Here is an 18,316-nt window from a genome sequence, read left to right on the forward strand (position 1 = left end):
GACGGTCGACGGCGGCGAGGAGGCGGCATGCGGGTGGTGCTCGGACTGGACATCGGGACGTCGAGCACGAAGGCGTTGCTCGTGCGGATCGACGGCACCGTCATCGCCGAGGCGGGCCGCCCGCACGACGTCGACCGCCCCGAGCAGGGCCTCGTCGAGATGGGCGCCGACGTGTGGTGGGAGGAGTTCGTCGCCCTGACGCGCGAGCTGCTCCAGCGCGTCCCGGAGGCCGACGTGGTCGCCGTCGGGGTCAGTGGCATCGGACCCTGCGTGCTCCTCACCGACGACGCCGGCGCACCCCTGCGTCCCGCGGTCCTGTACGGCGTCGACACCCGGACGGCGGACATGCTCGCCGACGTCACCGCGGAACTCGGCGGCGAGGGAGTGGTCCGGGAACGCTGCGGCTCGGCACTCACCACGCAGGGCGCCGGGGTGAAGCTCGCGTGGATCGCCCGGAACGAGCCCGCGGTGTGGGAGCGTGCCGTCCGATTCACGATGCCGTCGTCCCGCATCGTCGAGCAGCTCACCGGGGAGTACGTCCTCGACCACCACTCGGCGAGCCAGACCACGCCCCTCTACGACGTGCACGAGAACGCCTGGATCCCGGAGTGGTGCGACCTGCTCGCGCCGGGCCTGTCGATGCCGAGGCTCCTGTGGGCAGGTGACCAGGCCGGGTCCGTGACCCGCGAGGCGGCCGCGGCCACGGGCCTCCCGGTCGGCATCCCCGTGACCGCCGGCACCATCGACGCGTGGGCCGAGGGCGTGAGCGTCGGCGAGTCCGTGCCAGGCCGGATGTTCCTGCAGTACGGCACCACGATGTTCATGATCGTGCCGACGGAGCAGCCGGTCGCGGTGCCCGGGATGTGGACGACGGTCGGGACGCACCCGGGTCAGCCGAGCGTGTCCGGCGGAACGGCGACCTCGGGAGCGGTGACGGAGTGGCTCCGGCGACTCGTCGACGGCGAGTGGCCGACGATGCTCGACGAGGCCCGGTGCGCCGGGATCGGCGCGAACGGGTTGCTCATGCTGCCGTACTTCGCGGGGGAGCGGACGCCGATCGCCGATCCGAACGCCCGCGGGGTGATCGCCGGACTCACGGTGCGGCACACCCGGGGCGACCTCTACCGGGCGACGCTCGAGGCGACGGCGTACGCGGTGCGCCACAACCTCGAGGTGCTGCGGGAGGCCGGGGTCGAGGTCCGGGAGCTCGTCGGCGCGGGCGGCGGGCTGCTTGGGCGGCTCTGGCCGACGATCGTCAGTGACGTGACGGGCCTGCCGCAGACGATCCCGACGGTGACCGTGGGCGCGTCGTACGGGTCGGCGTTCCTGGCGGCGGGACTCGTGGCGAACGTCGACGTCCGCGACTGGAACCCGCCGGCGGTCCGCATCGAACCGGACCCGCACGCGACGGCCGCCTACGAGCCCGGGTACCGCGACTACCGCGAGCTGTACGAGACTACGAAGGCGGTCGTGCACCGGCTGGCTGCGCGCAGCTGACGTGGCGCGACCGCGCTGCGCACAATCGACGTGAGCCCGAACCACGCGATCACGTGGTTCGGGCTCACTTCGGTTGTGCAGAACGGCGCCGCGCCGCGCCGACGCGTCCGCTGCTACGCCTGCGCGTCGACGCCGGCGGGGGCGCTGCCGTCGTACTCGCAGATCGCCTGGACCTTCTCGGCGCTCGCCGACGAGGTGTCGAACTCGTACCCGAGCCACTCCTTCGCCAGGCGTCGTGCGAGCTCCACGCCGATGACCCGCTGGCCCATGCAGAGCACCTGGGCGTCGTTCGAGAGCACCGAGCGCTCGACGCTGTACGAGTCGTGCGCCGTCACGGCGCGGATGCCGGGGACCTTGTTCGCGCTGATCGCGACGCCGAGGCCGGTGCCGCAGATCAGGATCGCGCGGTCGGCCTCGCCGTTCGCGACGAGCCGGGCGGCGTCGACGGCGACGTGCGGGTACGCGGTGTGCCCGTCGGCGTCGACCCCGACGTCCTGCACCGACGAGACCCGCGGGTCCGCCTGCAGGTCCTGCTTGATGATCTCCTTGTAGTCGTACCCGGCATCGTCCGAGCCGATCACGAGACGGTACGTCATGCGTTCACACCTTCCTGTTCTGCACGGGCAGCGAGGACCTCGCCGACCCGCGTGAGGATCATCCCCATCGAGGTGGCGCCCGCGTCGGGCGTCCCCAGGCTCTTCTCCGCCAGCGGCCGGGCACGCCCGACCTTCGGCTTGAGGTCGGCGGTCGCCGCGGCCTGTTCGACCGCGACGCGCGCCGCCGTCTCCCACGCTGCCACCAACGGGGCGCCGCCGTCGACCGCGCTTCGCAGTTCGTCCACGAACGGCAACAGGGCGTCGAGCAGCGTCTTGTCGCCGCGGGACGCTCCGCCGAGGTGCACGATCGAGTCGGCGAAGGCCTGCGCGGCCTCGACCACGTCGCCCGGTCCGTAGGACGGACGGTCGTCGCCGAGCGAGCGGCCGAAGGCCTCGAGTGCTGCACCCCACAGGACCCCGGAGGTGCCACCGGCGAACTCGGCCCACGCGTCACCGGCACGTCCGAGGACGGTGGCGACCCCAGCCTCCTGGCCGACCCGGTCGACCGCCTTCCGAGCCGCACCGATCCCCTTGACCATGCCGCGTCCGTGGTCGCCGTCACCGGCGACCGCGTCGATGCGGCCGAGTTCCTCCTCGTGGTCACGGAGGAGCGCGTCGACGGCCTCGACGGCGGCGCGCGCCGTCCCCGCAGCCCGCCTGGAGGCATCGGTCGCGTCCGGCACGACGGTCGCCTCGTCCTCGGCGACGTCCACGGCGTCGGCCGGCACGAGCGCGGCGACCGGCGCCGCCACCTTGCGGTACGCCGGCGTGTACGCGTCGGCCCGCCACAGCGTCTCGAGCTCGTCGTCGAGCCACTGCAGGGTCAACGAGCAGCCGCCCATGTCGAGGCTCGTGACGAGTTCGCCGACCTCGGGTTCGACGACCTCGACCCCGGCGTCCTGCAGCAGCGGGACGATGCGACCCCAGAGCAGGAACAGCTCCTCGTACTTGGTGTCACCGAGGCCGTTGAGGATCGGGGCGACCCGTGTGCCGGCGGCTGTGGGCCGATCGGCGAGGAGTCGCGACACGAGCAGGTCGGCGAGTTCGGTCGCGCGGAGGAGGGGCACGTCCTCGATGCCGGGTTCGCCGTGGATGCCAAGCCCGAGTCCCAGGTGCCCCTCGGGCACGGTGAAGAGCGGCTCGGTGGCACCGGGCATCGTGCAGCCGGAGAACGCGACGCCGATCGTGCGGGTCGCCGCGTTCGAGGCGTTCCCGATGCGCTCGACCTCGTCGAGGTCGGACCCGGCAGCCGCCGCCGCGCCCATGGCCTTGAAGACCGAGAAGTCGCCCGCGATGCCCCGGCGGCTGGCCGGGTCCTCGGCCGAGGCCACGTCGTCGGTGACGACCACGATCCGGGTGTCGATGCCCTCGGCTCGGAGCCGTTCGGCCGCCAGCCCGAAGTTCATCGTGTCACCGGCGTAGTTGCCGAACGAGAGCACCACGCCCTTGCCCTGGTCGGCGGCCTTGGCGACCGAGTACACCTGCGCGGTGGACGGCGAGGTGAAGACGTTGCCGACGACGGCGCCGGTGGCGAACCCCGGGCCCACGACGCCGCAGAACGCCGGGTAGTGGCCGGAACCGCCGCCGACGACGACCGCGACCTGCGGCTCGGCGCCCTCGGTCGGCAGGCCGACGACGCCGCCGTGGACGCCGCGGACCCGGTCGGCGTAGAGCGCGAGCCAGCCGGCGAGCTGGTCCTCGGCGAACTCGTCGGGGGCGTCGTGGATCGTGGTCATGCGGTGCAGTCCTTCGTGTCGGTGGTGTGGCTCGCGAGACGAGCCGGTGGTGCACCGGGCGACGACGGGACGGCCGTCGTCGCCCGGAACTCAGTGTGCTCGGTCCGCCTGCGGGGCCGGTCGGCCGTGGGCACCCGTCGGCCCCTGGGGCACCCGGAGGAAGTGGATCATCACGAACGCGCAGGCGTAGAGCCCGACGAACGTCCACGTGACGGCCTGTCCGCCACCGCCGAGGGCGAGGACGGCGGCTACGACCCCGGTGCCGAGGAACGCCGCGCCACCCGCCGCGGTCGTGTACATCGCCATCGCAGCGCCCTTGTGCTCGGGTGCGAGTGCCGGCATGATCGCGCCCATCGGGACGAAGCCGGCGAGCAGGCAGCCGAACACGCAGCCGGCGATCACGGAGAGCACGTAGCCCCAGGTCGAACCGGCGGGGACGAGCTGCGGGACGTACCACCAGGCGACGAGCCCGACGGCGGAGCCGACGATGCCGAACCACTTCACGGTGCGCTGCCAGCCGATCTTGTCGCCGACCCAGCCGAACAGGGCGTTCACGAGGATGTTCGTCGCGTAGACGCACACCGTCATGAGCAGCCACCGGCTCTGGCCCCAGCCGCGCTCGTTCGCGATCACCGCGGGCAGGACGACGAACATCCCGAACTCGGGTGCGGTGTTGATCAGCCGGACCAGGAAGCCCATCAGGATCTTCGGCCGCGTGACCGTCAGCCGGATGCCGCTCGTCAGGACCCGCCAGGCGCTCTCGTCGGCCGGGGCGATCCGCCGGAACCCGTTGGGGAGCCGGACGCCGAACAGCAGGATGAGGAACCCGATGACGACCAGGCCGATCGACGCGACCATCGCACCCGTCTCACCACCCGTACCGCCGCCGAACACCGGGATGGCGCCGATCGCGAAGAGCGAGCCGAGGGTCGGCAGGCCACCCGTGAAGGCGACGTAGAACCACCCCACCGCGGAACCGTTGCGCTCGACCGGCGTGGTGATGTTCACCCAGACGAGGAACGCGAAGGCGAAGAGCGGGTACCCGAAACCGCGGATCGCGTAGGCGACCGCCGCGAAGGGCACGCTGCCGATGCTCAGCGCGAGCAGGAACAGGACCTCGAAGACCACCCACACGGCGAACCCGAGGATCATCACCCGGCGCGGCCCGACCAGGTCGGACAGGGCGCCCGAGACGTAGCTGCCGATGAGGGCGGCGAGGCTGTAGAAGGTGACGATCGTCGCGACCGTGGCCTCGGGGCTGCCGAGGACCGCGACCATGTGGGGGGTGATGAAGTTCGACTCGACGCCGTTGCCGGTCATGAAGACCAGGACGGCGACGAACCCCAGGGCGAGCGGCCGCGGGATGCCCATCCGGTCGAGTCGACCCTCGGTGCGGGGCGTGGTGGCGCCGGTGGCGCGCTGTGTCGTCGTTGACATGCTTGCTGACTCCTGTGGTGGGCTTCGGCTCAGGCCGACAGGGACGGGATGATCGACACCTTGACGCTGGCGCCGGCGGAGTCGCCGACGAGGTCGAGGGCCTCCTGGAACCGCTCGAGCGGGAACTGGTGCGTGCAGATCTCCGACATCGGCAGCGTCCCGGCCTCGAGCAGCTTGATCGCCGCCGGCCAGGTGTGCGGTCCGAGGTGGGCACCGCGGACGTCGAGCTCCTTGTCGTCCGAGATGATCGACCAGTCGACGGACACGTTGTCCTTGAACACCGAGTACTCGACGAAGGTGCCGAGCTTGCGCAGCAGGTTGAGCCCCTGGGGGACCGCCGACGGGTGACCCGTCGCCTCGATGTAGACGTCCGCGCCGTAGCCGTCGGTGAGCTCCTTGACCCGGGCGACCGCGTCGTCCTCCGCGATGTTGATCGTCAGGTCCGCGCCGACCTTGCGGGCGAGCTCGAGCTTCGCGTCGACCACGTCGAGCGCGATGATCCGGAGCGGGTTCTTCTGCCGTGCCCCGGCGATGGCGGAGAGGCCGATCGGGCCCGCGCCGGCGATCACCACGGTGTCGCCGAACTTGACGTCGCCGCGCTCGACGGCGTGGAACGCGCAGGACAGCGGCTCGGCGAAGGCGGCGACCTGCCCCGGCAGGTCGCTCGACACGGGGTGCGTCAGGGCCTTCGCGGGCACCAGGACGTACTCGGCCATCGCGCCGTCGTAGCCCTTGAAGCCGAACATGTCGTGGACGTCGCACATCCAGTACGCCCCCTCGAGGCAGTACCGGCACTCCCAGCACGGCACGATCTGCTCGCACGCGATGCGGTCACCGAGCGAGACCTTGCGCTTGGCCAGGGCGTCGTCGTCGCCGGCGACGATCGTGCCGACGAACTCGTGCCCGGGGATCCGGTCGGTGTCGGCCCAGGCGGGGCGGTTCTCGTCGCCCCAGAACTTCGCAGCGCCGTGGTAGCACTTCAGGTCGCTCGCACAGATGCCGACGGCGTCGGTGCGGAGCAGGAGCTCGCCGGGGCCGGGGGTCGGGACCGGTCGGGTCTCGAGGCGGTAGTCCTCGGGGCCGTGGACGACGACGGCGCGCATCGTCTCGGGGATGGTGGTGGTCTCGGTCGTCGTCGACATGATCTGCTCCTCCGTTGGGTGGCTTCCGCGACGACTGTACACCGCTCGGAACACTTGTCCAGAACACAATTTCTGGTAGGTTCGGCACGACCGCGAAGGAGCGACCATGACCACCAGCACCGACTTCACCGCTGCCCTCCGTCCGGGCCCGGACACCGTCGACCTGACGAACGACTTCACCGGACGCACCGCGATCGTCACCGGCGGGGCCTCCGGCATCGGCAACGCGATCGCGCACGCACTCGCCGGTCGCGGTGCCCGGGTGGCCGTCCTCGACGTCCGTGCCGACGGCGCCGCAGCCGCCGCGGCCGAGCTGCCCGAGGTCGCCACGGGCGTCCACGGCGGGTTCGGGTGCGACGTGACGGACGAGGACTCCGTGACCGGCACGGTGGCCGAGGTCGTCGAGCGCTTCGGCCGCGTCGACGTGCTCGTCAACTGCGCCGGCATCGCCGCACTCGCCCCCGCCGAGGACCTCGACGCCGCGACGTGGGCGAAGACCATCGACGTGAACCTCACCGGCACGTACCGCGTCGCGCAGGCGGTCGGTCGGCACATGCTCGGCGCCGGGTACGGCCGCATCGTGAACATCGCCTCGCAGGCCGCGCACGTCGGCATCGACGGGCACGCGGCGTACTGCGCGTCGAAGGCCGGCGTCACCGGACTCGCACGCGTGCTCGCCCTCGAGTGGGGCCGTCGTGGCGTCACCGTGAACACCGTCTCGCCGACCGTGGTGCTGACCGACCTCGGCCGTGCGGCCTGGGCGAACGAGAACGGACTCCGGCACCAGGACGAGATCCCGACCGGCCGCTTCGCCACCCCCGCCGAGGTCGCCGCCGCCGTGCTCTTCCTGGCCGGTGCGTCCAGCGCCATGGTCAACGGCACCGACCTCCGGGTGGACGGCGGGTTCACGATCCGCTGACCGGCGCCCGGACTACGATCACGGTGTCCGATCGAGTCGAAGGGGCCCGCCGCATGTCCTCCGAGAGCACTGCCGGCGCGGAGGCTGCCCGGACCCGGTTCCCCCTCGACACCGTCTACCAGGCGGCGCGGATGTACTACCTCGAGGACGCCACCCAGGTCGAGATCGCGTCGCGCCTCGGGGTGTCGCGGCCGACCGTCTCGCGGCTCGTCGCCGAGGCCCGGAAGGCCGGCCTCGTCCGCATCGAGGTGGTCGACCCGTTCCAGGACGAGACCGTCGCCCTCGCCGAACGGCTGCAGGTCGTGCTCGGGCTCCGGGCCGTGCACCTCGCCGCCGTCACGCACGCCACCACGCTCGGTGCCGACCTCGCCGGACCGGTCGCGGCCGCCCTCGAGGGCATGGCACTGGTGCCGGGTGACGCCGTCCTGATGTCGTCCGGCCGCACCGTGCACGACGTCGCGCAGTCCGGCATGCCGCCGCTCGCCGGCGTCCAGCTCGTCCCCACCGTGGGTGGGCAGGCCGACCCGATGCCGTGGTTCCAGACGAACGAGATCACCCGGACCGCGGCCGAGCGCTCGGGGGCAATCCCGGCGTTCCTCTTCGCGCAGGCGTTGCCGTCGCCCGCGATGCGGTCCTCGCTCGACGAGGACCCGGCGTTCCAGCACGTCGTCGGCCTGTGGTCGCGGGCCAAGGGAGCGATCCTCGGCATCGGTGCGCCGACCCCGACCCGCGACGCCCTCGCGCGCGGGGTCCCCGTCGAGGACGCAGCGTTCGACCAGGCCGCCGGTGACGTCTGCCTCAACTTCTACGCCGCCGACGGGTCAGCGATCGAGTTCCCCGGCAGCGACCGGATGGTGCGCACGTCGCGCGCGTTGCTCGCCGACGTCCCGCACGCCGTCGGGGTCGCCGTCGGCGCGGCGAAGGTCCCGAGCATCATCGGCGCCGTCCGCGCCGGGCTCGTGAACGAGCTGGTGACGGACGCCGCGACCGCGCGCGCCCTGCTGGACGCGCTCGCCTGAGCGGTTCCCATCCGTCGGCCTGGAGGCGCGGGGCGGCGCCGCCACGCGCCTCCAGGCCGTCAGCCGGGACGGCTACTGCGTGCGCCGCACGTCCCACAGGTGGTGCACCGGGTCGTGCGCGTAGTAGGTGGCGAGCGTCGCGACCGTGAAGGCGCTGCCGTCGGACCGGAGGCCGGTGCGCTCGAGCTGGTCGTCGCGGACGTCGTCGAACGCCCGTGCCGCACGGTGTGCGGCCTCGCCGAGTTCGCGGGCCACCGTCGCCGGGTCCTGCTCGCCGTAGCGGTCCTCGACCGCCGTCCGGTCCTGGTCCCAGTTCGCGAAGGTCGGGGCGTCCTCGGCGAGCATGAGCCCGAGCCGTTCGGCCATCTTCCGGTGCACGTCGCGCACGTGGGCGCCGTACTCCAGCGGTGACCAGGTGTGGTCGTCCGGACGCTCGTGCACGTCGTCACGGCCGAGCACCGCGGGCCACGCCGCCGCGTTCGCCTCGATGATCCCCGGCACGTCGCGGATCGTCACCGTCCTGCCGTCGTAGCCGCACTCCGGGCACGCGGTCTCGATGACCCAGGTCCAGTTCTTCGTCTCGGGTTCGATCGCCATGCCGCCGATGTTATGGCCTCGTTACCGTCGTGCCGCTTCCGCACGGGCGTGCGGATCGCGAGCCACCCCCGTCCGGGTGACACGCCGTTCCCTGTGAATCAGCGGCCAATGACATTTCGGTTGCTCGGTAACGTCGCTGGCTGTTCCGGGCCGGTACCGATCCAGCCCGCTACCCCCCCCACCCCGAGGAGAGACGCATGGGTTCCGATCCCAGCAGTACCAACACCCGACCGCACCGACGGCTGCGCGAGAGCGACGTCACCGTGGTCGACAAGAGCATGATGCGGCGGGCCGTCAGCGGCATGGTCGTCGGCAACACCATGGAGTGGTACGACGTCGGCGTGTACGGCTACCTGGCCGTCACGATGGGGAAGGTCTTCCTCCCCACCGCGGAACCGGCGGTGCAGATCCTGTTCAGTCTCGGAGTCTTCGCCGCGACCTACATCGCCCGCCCGCTCGGTGGCATCGTCTTCGGGCGGCTCGGGGACCGCATCGGTCGCCAGAAGGTCCTCGCGACGACGCTCATCATGATGGCGGCGTCGACGTTCTTGATCGGGGCGCTGCCCGCCTACGCCACGATCGGGGTGTTCGCGCCGATCGTCCTGGTCGTGCTGAAGCTCGCGCAGGGCTTCTCGACCGGCGGTGAGTACGCCGGGGCCACCACGTTCGTCACCGAGTACGCGCCGGACCGCCGTCGCGGGTTCTTCGCGAGCATCCTCGACTTCGGCAGCTACCTCGGCTTCGCGCTCGGCGCCACCGTCGTCTCCGTGCTGCAGATCACCCTCGGTGAAGAAGCCATGACCGCCTACGGCTGGCGCTTCCCGTTCCTCGCGGCCGGGGTCATCGGCGTCGTCGCGATCTGGTTCCGCCTGCGCATCGAGGAGTCCCCGGTGTTCCAGGCCACCCAGGCCGCGCAGGAGGCCGCCACGGCGACCCGTGCGTCCTTCGAGGACGAGCGTCCGGCGAACGTCCTCGCCATGGTCCGGCAGCACTGGCGCCCGATCGTCATCGCCGTGATGCTCGTCGCCGCGTCGAACACCGTGGGCTACGCGCTCACCTCGTACATGCCGACGTACCTCACCGACGCGCTCGGGTACTCCGCGCTCGACGGCACGCTGCTGACGATCCCGGTGCTCGTCCTGTTGGCGCTGATGCTGCCCCTGACCGGCAAGCTCTCGGACCGCCTCGGTCGACGCGTCGTGATGTGGATCGGCGCCGCCACCACCGTCGTGCTCGTGGTGCCGGCGTTCCTGCTCATCGGCCACGGCGAGCAGTGGTCCACCCTCGCCGGACTCGGGCTGCTCGCCCTGATGACCGCGCTCTGGGTGTCGAACCAGGCCGCGTCGCTGCCCGCGCTCTTCCCGACCTCGACGCGGTACGGCGGCATGGGCTTCGCCTACAACATCGCGATCGCGGTGTTCGGCGGCACGACGCCCCTCATCGTGCAGGCGCTGCTCACCGCGACGGGCGACGACCTCGCGCCGGCGTACTTCCTGATGGCGATGAGCGTCGTCGGTGCGATCGGCGTCTTCTGCATGAAGGAGTCCTCGAAGCGTCCGCTGCCCGGGTCGATGCCGGCGGTGGAGACCGAGGACGAGGCCCGCGAGCTCGTGCTGACGCAGGACACCAACCCGAACCTCGACCTGGGGGACCTGCCGTTCGCGGCGCAGGACGCTGCGGCTGCGGCCGCGCGCGAGACCGAGGGGGCGCCGGCGCGCTGACGTTGAGGCGGGTCGGTCGGTGCGGTGCGGTGCGCGTCGGGCGCTGCTGACGGTGCCGGACCCGGAGCGACGAGGTCGATGTCGTACGACATCGGCCTCGTCGTTCGTTGCACGCGCGGTCCGTCGCGCCCCGGGAGGAACGACACCGCCGTCGTCGTGCGACGTCGCCGATGTCGTTCCGAGTCGACGGCACCCGCCGACGCACCCGCACCCGCTCCCGGCGCGGGCCCCGTTCCGTAGGGTGGCTGCATGCGACTGCTGCTCATCCGCCACGGCCAGACCCCCGCGAACGTGAACGGCGTCCTCGACGCCGAGGTGCCCGGGCCAGGCCTGACAGAGCTCGGGCAGCGGCAGGCCGACGCGCTCCCCGCGGCCCTCGCCGACCGGGGGATCGAGCGGCTCTTCACCTCGACGATGGTCCGGACGCAGGTCACCGCGGCACCGCTCGCCGTCGCGCTCGGGCTCGAGCCGGTGGTGCTGCCCGGCCTCCGCGAGATCGAGGCCGGCGAGACCCAGGGCAAGAGCGACAAGGTGTCCGTGCAGATGTACATCTCGACGGTGCACGGATGGTCCGCCGGCGACCGCAGCACCCGGATGCCCGGAGCCGAGAGCGGCGAGGAGTTCTTCGCGCGCTACGACGACGCGATCCGACAGATCGAGGCGACCGGTGTCGACGTCGCGGCGGCGGTGAGCCACGGCGCCGCGATCCGGACGTGGGCGAGCGCGGCCGCGCACAACACCCCGGACCACTTCGGCACGCAGCGGAACCTCGAGAACACCGGGATCGTCGAGCTCGAGGGCTCGTTCGCCGACGGCTGGCGCCTGGTCGACTGGGAGGGCGAGCCCGTCGGTGGCGAGGAGCTCATCGACCGGACGGCACCGGACCCGACGGGCGAGCGGTTCTAACTCGGCCCCCAACCCCGGCCCGGCCCCTCCCCAAAACGCAACGACGGCGGTTGCTCGCAGCGTGGTACCGCTGCGAGCAACCGCCGAGGTTGCGTTTTGCGAAGGGGGTGGGGTCAGGCGACCTGCGACGCGGACGTCAGCGGCACGATGACCCCGTGCGACTCGCGCAGGACGTCGAGGGTGCGCTGGACCTCGTCCGCGCGCTCCTCCGGCGTCCAGCCGAGGGTCTCGGCCATGACGTCGGCAAGCTCGTCGAGCAGGTCGATCGTGACCCCGCCGACGAACGCCAGGTTCGTGCGACGCAGCACGACGTCGACCAGGTGCACGGCCTGCTCGTGGCGGGCGAAGTACGCGACCTCGGCACGGGTGAGCGACGGCTCGGACTCGAGCGCCTCGACCGGACCGTCCACCAGGACGTCGACGACCTCGGCGGCACGGGTGCCGTAGCGCTCGAGCAGCCCCTCGACGATCGACGCGTCGAGCCCGTCGCGGTGCGACTTGATCCACAGGGCACGCTGCGCGTCCGTGGTCGGGTACTCCTTGCCACCGCCGATCGGCATGCCGGTGGTGTCGACCTTGCGGGCCATGCCGAGCTTCTGCGTGGCCTCGGTGGAGAGGTGCGCGGCGAGGGCGCGGAACGTCGTCCACTTGCCGCCGACGAGCGACAGCACCGTGCTCTTCGGCAGCCCGGCGATCGGGGTGTCCACGATCCGGTAGTCACGCGACACGAACCCGGGGGCGGTGTCCTCGTGGCGGGGGAGCGGACGGATGCCGGAGTAGCTGTACACGATGTGGTCGCGCGTGACGTCGATCTGCGGGAACACGTGCTTGACGAGCCCGAAGAAGTAGTCGATCTCCTCGTCGGTCGTGGTGACCGGCTTCGAGGGGTCGGCGTCGATGTCGGTCGTCCCGATGAGCACCCGGCCCTTGAGCGGGTAGATGAGGACGATGCGGCCGTCGTTGTTCTCGAAGAAGAGCTCGCGGCCCTTCGTCGCCTCGAGCAGCTCGGGGTTGTCGACGACGATGTGGGAGCCCTTCGTGCCGCCCATGAACTTCGTCTCGCCGCCGAACGCGCCGTTGGTCAGGTCGGTCCAGGGGCCGGAGGCGTTGATGACGACATCCGCGGTGAAGACGAACTCGTCGCCGGTCTCGCGGTCGCGCAGCACCACGCCGCCGTCGCGGGTGCCCGCGGCCTCGACGTAGTTGACTGCGCGTGCCTTGTCGGCTCCCGCGGCGAGGCCGTCCTTCAGCACGTCGAGCGCGAGCCGCTCGGGCTCGTGCACCGAGGCGTCGTAGTAGGTGCCCGTGTACTTCAGGTCCTTGTTGAGCGCCGGCATGTCCTCGAGCGCCGCCTTCTTGGTGCGGAAGACGTGCTTCGGGACGGAGCCGCCGTCACGCGAGAAGGAGTCGTAGATCGTCATGCCGATCTTGATGAGCATCGCGCCGCGCTCCTTCGTGGAGCGCTGCTTGTGCGTGAGCATCCGCAGCGGCGCGTTCATGATGCCGGAGAACGTCGAGAAGATCGGCATCGTGGTCTGCAGCGGCTTGACGTAGTGCGGGGCGATGCGGATCAGGCCGTTGCGCTCCTGCACGCTCTCGCGCACCAGTCGGAACTCGCCGTTCTCGAGGTAGCGGATCCCGCCGTGGATCATGTGGCTCGAGGCGGCCGAGGCGCCCGAGGCGTAGTCGCCGCGCTCGACGAGGACGACGTCCACGCCCTGCAGGGCGAGGTCGCGGAAGGTGGCGATGCCGTTGATGCCGCCACCCACGACGAGGACCTGTGCGTTCGGGCGCTCCGTGAGCGCGTTCACCGTGTTCCGGGGCTGCGTCTTCTTCGACATCTGCTGCGTCGCTTCCTTGATCGGTTCGTTGTGTTCGACACCGATCGTGCGCCTCCCGTGAGAGGCCGGGCAACTCGCGTGCACGAACGTGCAGCACACGTGTCGCGCGGGCTCCAGAGCGGGTCTGGAGGCGCGACAGGGGTTGCAGAGGCCGTGCACGTCCGTGCATGGTTGCGTTCTACCGATCGGAGCACGATGAGCGATGCGGCTCAGCCCATGCGCACGCAGCAGGCGCTGCGCGCCGCCCACCTGTACTACCTGCAGGACCTGACGATGGATGCGATCGCCGACGAACTCGGCACCTCGCGCTCGTCGGTGTCCCGCCTGCTCAAGTACGCCAGGGACACCGGGCTCGTCGACATCCAGATCCGCTCGCCCCTCGACCAGGCCGCCGCGCTCAGCCGGAGCATCCGCTCCCGCTTCGGGGTGCACGCGCACGTCGTGCCGGTGCCGGACCACACGAGCGACGTCGACCGGCTCGAACGGGTGGCCCTGTCCGCCGCGCGCATCCTGACGCAGTACGTCGAGTCGAACATGGTGATCGGCATCTCGTGGGGGTCGACCGTCAGCGCGGTCAGCCGCTACCTCGTGCCGAAGACCACGCACGGCTCCACCGTCGTGCAGATCAACGGCGCTGCGAACACCCGCACCACGGGCATCGTCTACGCGTCCGAGATCCTCCGCCGGTTCGGCGAGGCGTACGGCGCGTTCGTGCAGCAGTTCCCGGTACCTGCCTTCTTCGACGACCCGGCGACGAAGGAGGCCCTGTTCCGGGAGCGCTCGATCCGCCGCGTGCTCGACCTGCACGAGCGGATGGACCTCGTCGTGTTCGGTGTCGGCGCGCCGCAGGCACCGGTGCCCTCGCACGTCTACTCGGGCGGGTACCTCGACCCGGAGGACCGCGACGAGCTCACGAAGGCCAAGGTCGTCGGCGACGTGTCGACCGTCTTCTACCGGGCCGACGGGTCGTGGAAGGACATCGGCGTGAACGCCCGCGCGGGTGCTCCGGACCTCGACACGATCAAGCGCGCGCCGCGCCGGGTCTGCGTCGTCGCGGGCCGTTCCAAGGCGGCCTCGCTCCGCGGTGCGCTGGCCGCCGGACTGGTCACGGACCTCATCCTCGACGAGAGCGTCGGGCAGGCGATCCTCCAGCCCTGAGTCACGATCCGACCTAGTTTGTCGGTGGTGCCCCGTACGTTCTGGTGCATGTTGCCCACGAGCGAGACCCGGACCGACGAGCGGTACTTCCGACGCCTCGTCGGCAGCGACGTCGACCAGGCACTGACCTTCTTCGGCGGGGACTACGACTTCCGCGCGCCCCGAGTCCGCCGCACCCGTGCGCAGCCGCACTGGGACTTCGCGGGCGTGGGCGACGACCGCATGTCGCTCCGGTCGTCCCGGTTCCTCGTGGACCTGCAGACGGACAGCCGGGTCGACGACGAGTTCCTGGTCGTCTGGATGCGCGGCGGCACGAGCACGATCACCTACGGCGGCGAATCGGTCCACCTCGAGCCCGGCGTCCCGATGGTCCTGCCGTTCGCCGACACGTACGAGCTGCACCACCGCGACATCGCCCTGAACCTGGTGCACCTCGACCGTGACTTCGTCCGCTCCGTCGCGGGCGACGACGACTTCGCGTTCGAGGCACTCCGGCGACCCACCGCCGAGGGGATGCGCGCCTGGCAGTCCGTCGTCCACGGGTACTCGTCGACCTGGCTCGACGTCGACACGGACATGACCCCGACGATCCGGCGCGACATCGCCGAGGCGTTCGCCACCGCGGCGATCGCGGCCTTCCCCGAGCGCAACCGCTGGCGGTCGACGGTGGCCGGCACCGGTCCCGAGCACGAGCGGCTGCGTCGGGCGCTCGAGTTCGTGCACGAGCACGCGCGCGAACCGATCGGCACGCCGGAGATCGCCGCCGCCGCCGGCCTCAGCCCCCGCGGGTTGCAGCAGTCCCTCCGGCGCCACCTCGACCAGACGCCGGGCGACCTGCTGCGCGGCGTGCGGCTCGACGGCGCCCGCGCCGACCTGATCCGCAGCGACCGCGACGAGACCTCCGTCGCCGACGTCGCCCGGGCGTGGGGGTTCGGGCACCTCGGACGCTTCTCGGCCACCTACCGCGCACGCTTCGGTGTGCTGCCGAGCGAGTCGCTGCGCTCGCGCTGACGGCGGCGCTCGGTAGCGTGGCGGCATGGACACCGTCGTCACCGCCCTCCGGTCCGCCCTCGACGACCAGGACGGCACGCTCGTCTTGACCGACCCGGCCGTGCTCGACGCGGCACGGACCGACAAGTCCGGCTGGACCGCACCAGGCGGACCCGTCGCCGTGGTCGAGGCCCGGACGGTCGAGCAGGTCCAGGCCACCCTCCGCACCTGCACCGCGCTGGGTGTCCCGGTCGTGCCGCGGGGCGCCGGCACCGGACTGGCCGGGGGTGCGAACGGCACCGAGGGCACGGTGGTGCTCAGCGTCGCGCGGATGAACCGCATCGTCGGCGTCTCGACGGAGGACGAGTTCGCGATCGTCGAACCCGGTGTGCTGAACGGCGACCTGAACGCGGCGGTCGCGGAGCACGGGCTCCGGTTCGCGCCGGACCCGGCGAGTGCGGCGATCGCGAGCGTCGGCGGCAACATCGCGACGAACGCCGGGGGACTCCGCTGCGTGAAGTACGGCGTGACGAGGGAAGCGGTGCTCGGACTCGACGTCGTGCTCGCCGACGGCCGACTGGTCTCGACCGGACACCGCACGGTCAAGGGCGTGACCGGGCTCGACCTGACGGCGCTCCTGGTCGGCTCCGAGGGCACCCTCGGCGTGATCGTCGGTGCGACCGTCCGGCTCGTGCCGATCCCGGCGGGGGAGCCGGCGACCCTCGGCGCGGTCTTCCCGTCCGTCGAGTCGGCCGCCCGGGCCGCGGCGCTCGTCGTGACCGGAGCCGACCGCCCGTCGACGGTGGAGCTCCTCGACGCGGCCGCCCTCGAGGGCATCGCCGCGTACCTCGGGCCGGACGTCATCGCCCAGACCGTGGGGAGCACCGCGGCGGGCGAAGTGTTCCTGCTCGTCGAGTACGACGGACCGGGTGCGACGGAGGCTGCGCTGGCGGCCGCGCCGTGCCTCCAGTCCGAGGGCGGCACCGTCCACCTGGCCGCGTCGGCCGAGGAACGCGAGCGCCTGCTCACCATCCGGCGGTCGTTCCACCCGGCGATGGAGGCACGGGGCCGGGTCCTCATCGAGGACGTCGCGGTGCCCCGCAGCCGGCTCGCCGAGATGTTCGCCCGGGTCGAGGCGATCGGCGAGCAGTACGGGATCGCGATCCCGACCGTGGCGCACGCGGGCGACGGCAACCTGCACCCGAACTTCGTGTTCGCGGGCGACGAGGTCCCACCGCACGTGTGGCAGGCGGCGGATGCGATGTTCCGCGCGGCGATCGAACTCGGCGGGACGCTCACCGGGGAGCACGGGGTGGGCGTCCTCAAGCGGCGGTGGATCGGCGACGAGCTCGGCGACGACGTGCTCGAGCTGCAGCGCGGGATCCGGCGGGTGTTCGACCCGGCGGGGATCCTCAACCCCGGCAAGGTGTTCTGAGCAGTCTCGCGAATCCGGTGACACGGATCGGCGGTTCTGCAGCAGATCGTTCGGCTGTAACCCCGCCGTAACGAATCCGGTGCTCAATGGACGGGACGACAGCACCGCCCACGAAGGAGTCTGCAATGCGCATCGGCGTCCCCACCGAGATCAAGAACAACGAGTTCCGCGTCGCCGCCACACCGGCCGGAGTCGCCGAGCTCGCCCTGCACGGCCACGAGGTCCTGGTGCAGGCCGGAGCGGGCGACGGCTCGTCCTTCCCCGACGCCGAGTACGCCGAGGCCGGTGCGACGATCGTCCCGACCGCGGCCGAGGTCTGGGAGCGCGCCGAGATGGTCATGAAGGTCAAGGAGCCGGTCGCGTCCGAGTACGCCTCGATCCGCCCCGGGCAGGTCCTCTTCACGTACCTGCACCTGGCGGCCGACCGACCCCTGACCGACGCGCTCATCGAGTCCGGCGCCACCGCGATCGCCTACGAGACGGTCCAGCTGTCGGACCGCTCGCTGCCGCTGCTCTCGCCGATGTCCGAGATCGCCGGGCGGCTCTCCGCGCAGGTCGGCGCGCACCACCTCATGCGCGTGCACGGCGGCCGCGGGCTGCTGCTCGGCGGGGTCCCCGGTGCGCCGAAGGGGCGCGTCGTCGTGATCGGCGGCGGGGTCGCGGGTGAGCACGCCGCCACCATGGCGCTCGGGCTGGGCGCCGAGGTGACCGTGTTCGACATCAGCCTGCCGCGGCTGCGCGCGCTCGACGCCCGGTTCGACGGACGCATCACGACGCTGCGGTCGTCGGCACACGCCATCGCGGAGGCACTGCGGGACGCGGACCTCGTGATCGGGTCCGTGCTCATCCCGGGGGCCTCGGCGCCGAAGCTCGTCACCGACGCCATGGTCGCGGACATGCAGCCCGGGTCGGTGCTCGTCGACATCGCGATCGACCAGGGCGGCTGCTTCGAGGGCTCGCACCCGACCACCCACGACGACCCGACCTTCGCGGTGCACGACTCGGTGTACTACTGCGTGGCGAACATGCCGGGCGCCGTCCCGCGCACCTCGACGATCTCGCTCACGAACGCGACGCTGCCCTACGCCGTGGCGATCGCGGACCGCGGGTGGCAGGACGCGACCGCGGCGGACCCGGCGCTGGCGCTCGGGGTGAACGTGCACGCGGGGCAGGTCGTGAACGACGCCGTCGCCGCGGCGCACGGGCTGGTGGCCGCCGCGCGCTGAGCGGCTGCGGCGCCGCCGGGTCGTCTGCCGCCGGCCCGCCCGGCCCGGCCCGGCCCGGTGCGCCCGCCGCCACCCGCGAAAGCGACAGATCGCCGC

General features: G+C 71.8%; 15 protein-coding genes. 9 read left to right on the forward strand and 6 right to left on the reverse strand.

All coding sequences use genetic code 11. The annotated features are described in order from the left end of the window. The first annotated feature begins 27 nt into the window (after positions 1–27). On the forward strand, positions 28–1,497 hold the full coding sequence (locus tag BIU96_RS04090) for an FGGY-family carbohydrate kinase (protein ID WP_071291330.1): 1,470 nt from the start codon (positions 28–30) through the stop codon (positions 1,495–1,497). Positions 1,498–1,610: 113 nt separating this feature from the next. Here the strand turns inward: BIU96_RS04090 and BIU96_RS04095 are convergent, their stop codons facing one another. The 4 genes from BIU96_RS04095 to BIU96_RS04110 form a co-directional block, all read right to left on the reverse strand. Then, complete coding sequence (locus tag BIU96_RS04095) at positions 1,611–2,093, reverse strand: ribose-5-phosphate isomerase (RefSeq protein WP_071291331.1); 483 nt, start codon at positions 2,091–2,093, stop codon at positions 1,611–1,613. Beyond that, positions 2,090–3,829, reverse strand: coding sequence for a dihydroxyacetone kinase family protein (locus tag BIU96_RS04100; protein ID WP_071291332.1), 1,740 nt, complete (start codon positions 3,827–3,829; stop codon positions 2,090–2,092). Before BIU96_RS04100 ends, BIU96_RS04095 begins: the two co-directional genes overlap by 4 nt. A gap of 90 nt (positions 3,830–3,919) precedes the next feature. Next, positions 3,920–5,266: an MFS transporter gene (locus tag BIU96_RS04105; protein WP_071291333.1), complete on the reverse strand. Its 1,347-nt coding sequence runs from the start codon at positions 5,264–5,266 to the stop codon at positions 3,920–3,922. 29 nt (positions 5,267–5,295) lie between these two features. After that, on the reverse strand, positions 5,296–6,408 hold the full coding sequence (locus tag BIU96_RS04110) for a zinc-binding dehydrogenase (protein WP_071291334.1): 1,113 nt from the start codon (positions 6,406–6,408) through the stop codon (positions 5,296–5,298). A 106-nt stretch (positions 6,409–6,514) separates the two neighbouring features. On the opposite strand from BIU96_RS04110, the gene BIU96_RS04115 reads away from it, so the two are divergent. Together BIU96_RS04115 and BIU96_RS04120 are read left to right on the forward strand one after the other, a co-directional pair. Continuing rightward, a complete protein-coding gene (locus BIU96_RS04115) occupies positions 6,515–7,327 on the forward strand; it encodes a GolD/DthD family dehydrogenase (protein ID WP_071291335.1) in 813 nt (270 codons plus the stop codon). 53 nt (positions 7,328–7,380) lie between these two features. Next, positions 7,381–8,346 (forward strand): sugar-binding transcriptional regulator, encoded by a 966-nt coding sequence (locus BIU96_RS04120; protein ID WP_071291336.1) that lies wholly within the window; start codon positions 7,381–7,383, stop codon positions 8,344–8,346. Positions 8,347–8,418: 72 nt separating this feature from the next. On the opposite strand, the gene BIU96_RS04125 is transcribed toward BIU96_RS04120, so the two are convergent. Further along, on the reverse strand, positions 8,419–8,943 hold the full coding sequence (locus BIU96_RS04125) for a DinB family protein (RefSeq protein WP_071291337.1): 525 nt from the start codon (positions 8,941–8,943) through the stop codon (positions 8,419–8,421). A gap of 197 nt (positions 8,944–9,140) precedes the next feature. Here BIU96_RS04125 and BIU96_RS04130 point away from each other — a divergent pair, with 197 nt between their 5' ends. Then, positions 9,141–10,664 carry an MFS transporter gene (locus BIU96_RS04130; protein WP_071291338.1) on the forward strand — a complete coding sequence of 508 codons (1,524 nt, stop codon included), beginning with the start codon at positions 9,141–9,143 and terminating at the stop codon, positions 10,662–10,664. 249 nt (positions 10,665–10,913) lie between these two features. Then, positions 10,914–11,570: a histidine phosphatase family protein gene (locus BIU96_RS04135; protein ID WP_071291339.1), complete on the forward strand. Its 657-nt coding sequence runs from the start codon at positions 10,914–10,916 to the stop codon at positions 11,568–11,570. Between the two features lie 113 nt (positions 11,571–11,683). Here BIU96_RS04135 and BIU96_RS04140 read toward each other — a convergent pair whose 3' ends face one another. Next, positions 11,684–13,411 (reverse strand): glycerol-3-phosphate dehydrogenase/oxidase, encoded by a 1,728-nt coding sequence (locus BIU96_RS04140; protein WP_071291340.1) that lies wholly within the window; start codon positions 13,409–13,411, stop codon positions 11,684–11,686. A gap of 216 nt (positions 13,412–13,627) precedes the next feature. Here BIU96_RS04140 and BIU96_RS04145 point away from each other — a divergent pair, with 216 nt between their 5' ends. From BIU96_RS04145 to ald, 4 genes are all read left to right on the forward strand, one after another. Further along, positions 13,628–14,569, forward strand: a complete 942-nt coding sequence (locus tag BIU96_RS04145; protein ID WP_139199776.1) for a sugar-binding transcriptional regulator — start codon at positions 13,628–13,630, stop codon at positions 14,567–14,569. A 48-nt stretch (positions 14,570–14,617) separates the two neighbouring features. After that, on the forward strand, positions 14,618–15,580 hold the full coding sequence (locus BIU96_RS04150) for an AraC family transcriptional regulator (protein ID WP_071291342.1): 963 nt from the start codon (positions 14,618–14,620) through the stop codon (positions 15,578–15,580). A 25-nt stretch (positions 15,581–15,605) separates the two neighbouring features. Continuing rightward, positions 15,606–16,994, forward strand: coding sequence for an FAD-binding oxidoreductase (locus tag BIU96_RS04155; protein WP_071291343.1), 1,389 nt, complete (start codon positions 15,606–15,608; stop codon positions 16,992–16,994). Positions 16,995–17,119: 125 nt separating this feature from the next. Continuing rightward, positions 17,120–18,220, forward strand: coding sequence for an alanine dehydrogenase (ald, locus tag BIU96_RS04160; RefSeq protein ID WP_071291344.1), 1,101 nt, complete (start codon positions 17,120–17,122; stop codon positions 18,218–18,220). The last annotated feature ends 96 nt before the right edge of the window (positions 18,221–18,316 follow it).

This window comes from Curtobacterium sp. MCBA15_008 (assembly GCF_001865065.1).
In the GTDB taxonomy this organism is placed as follows: Bacteria; Actinomycetota; Actinomycetes; order Actinomycetales; family Microbacteriaceae; genus Curtobacterium.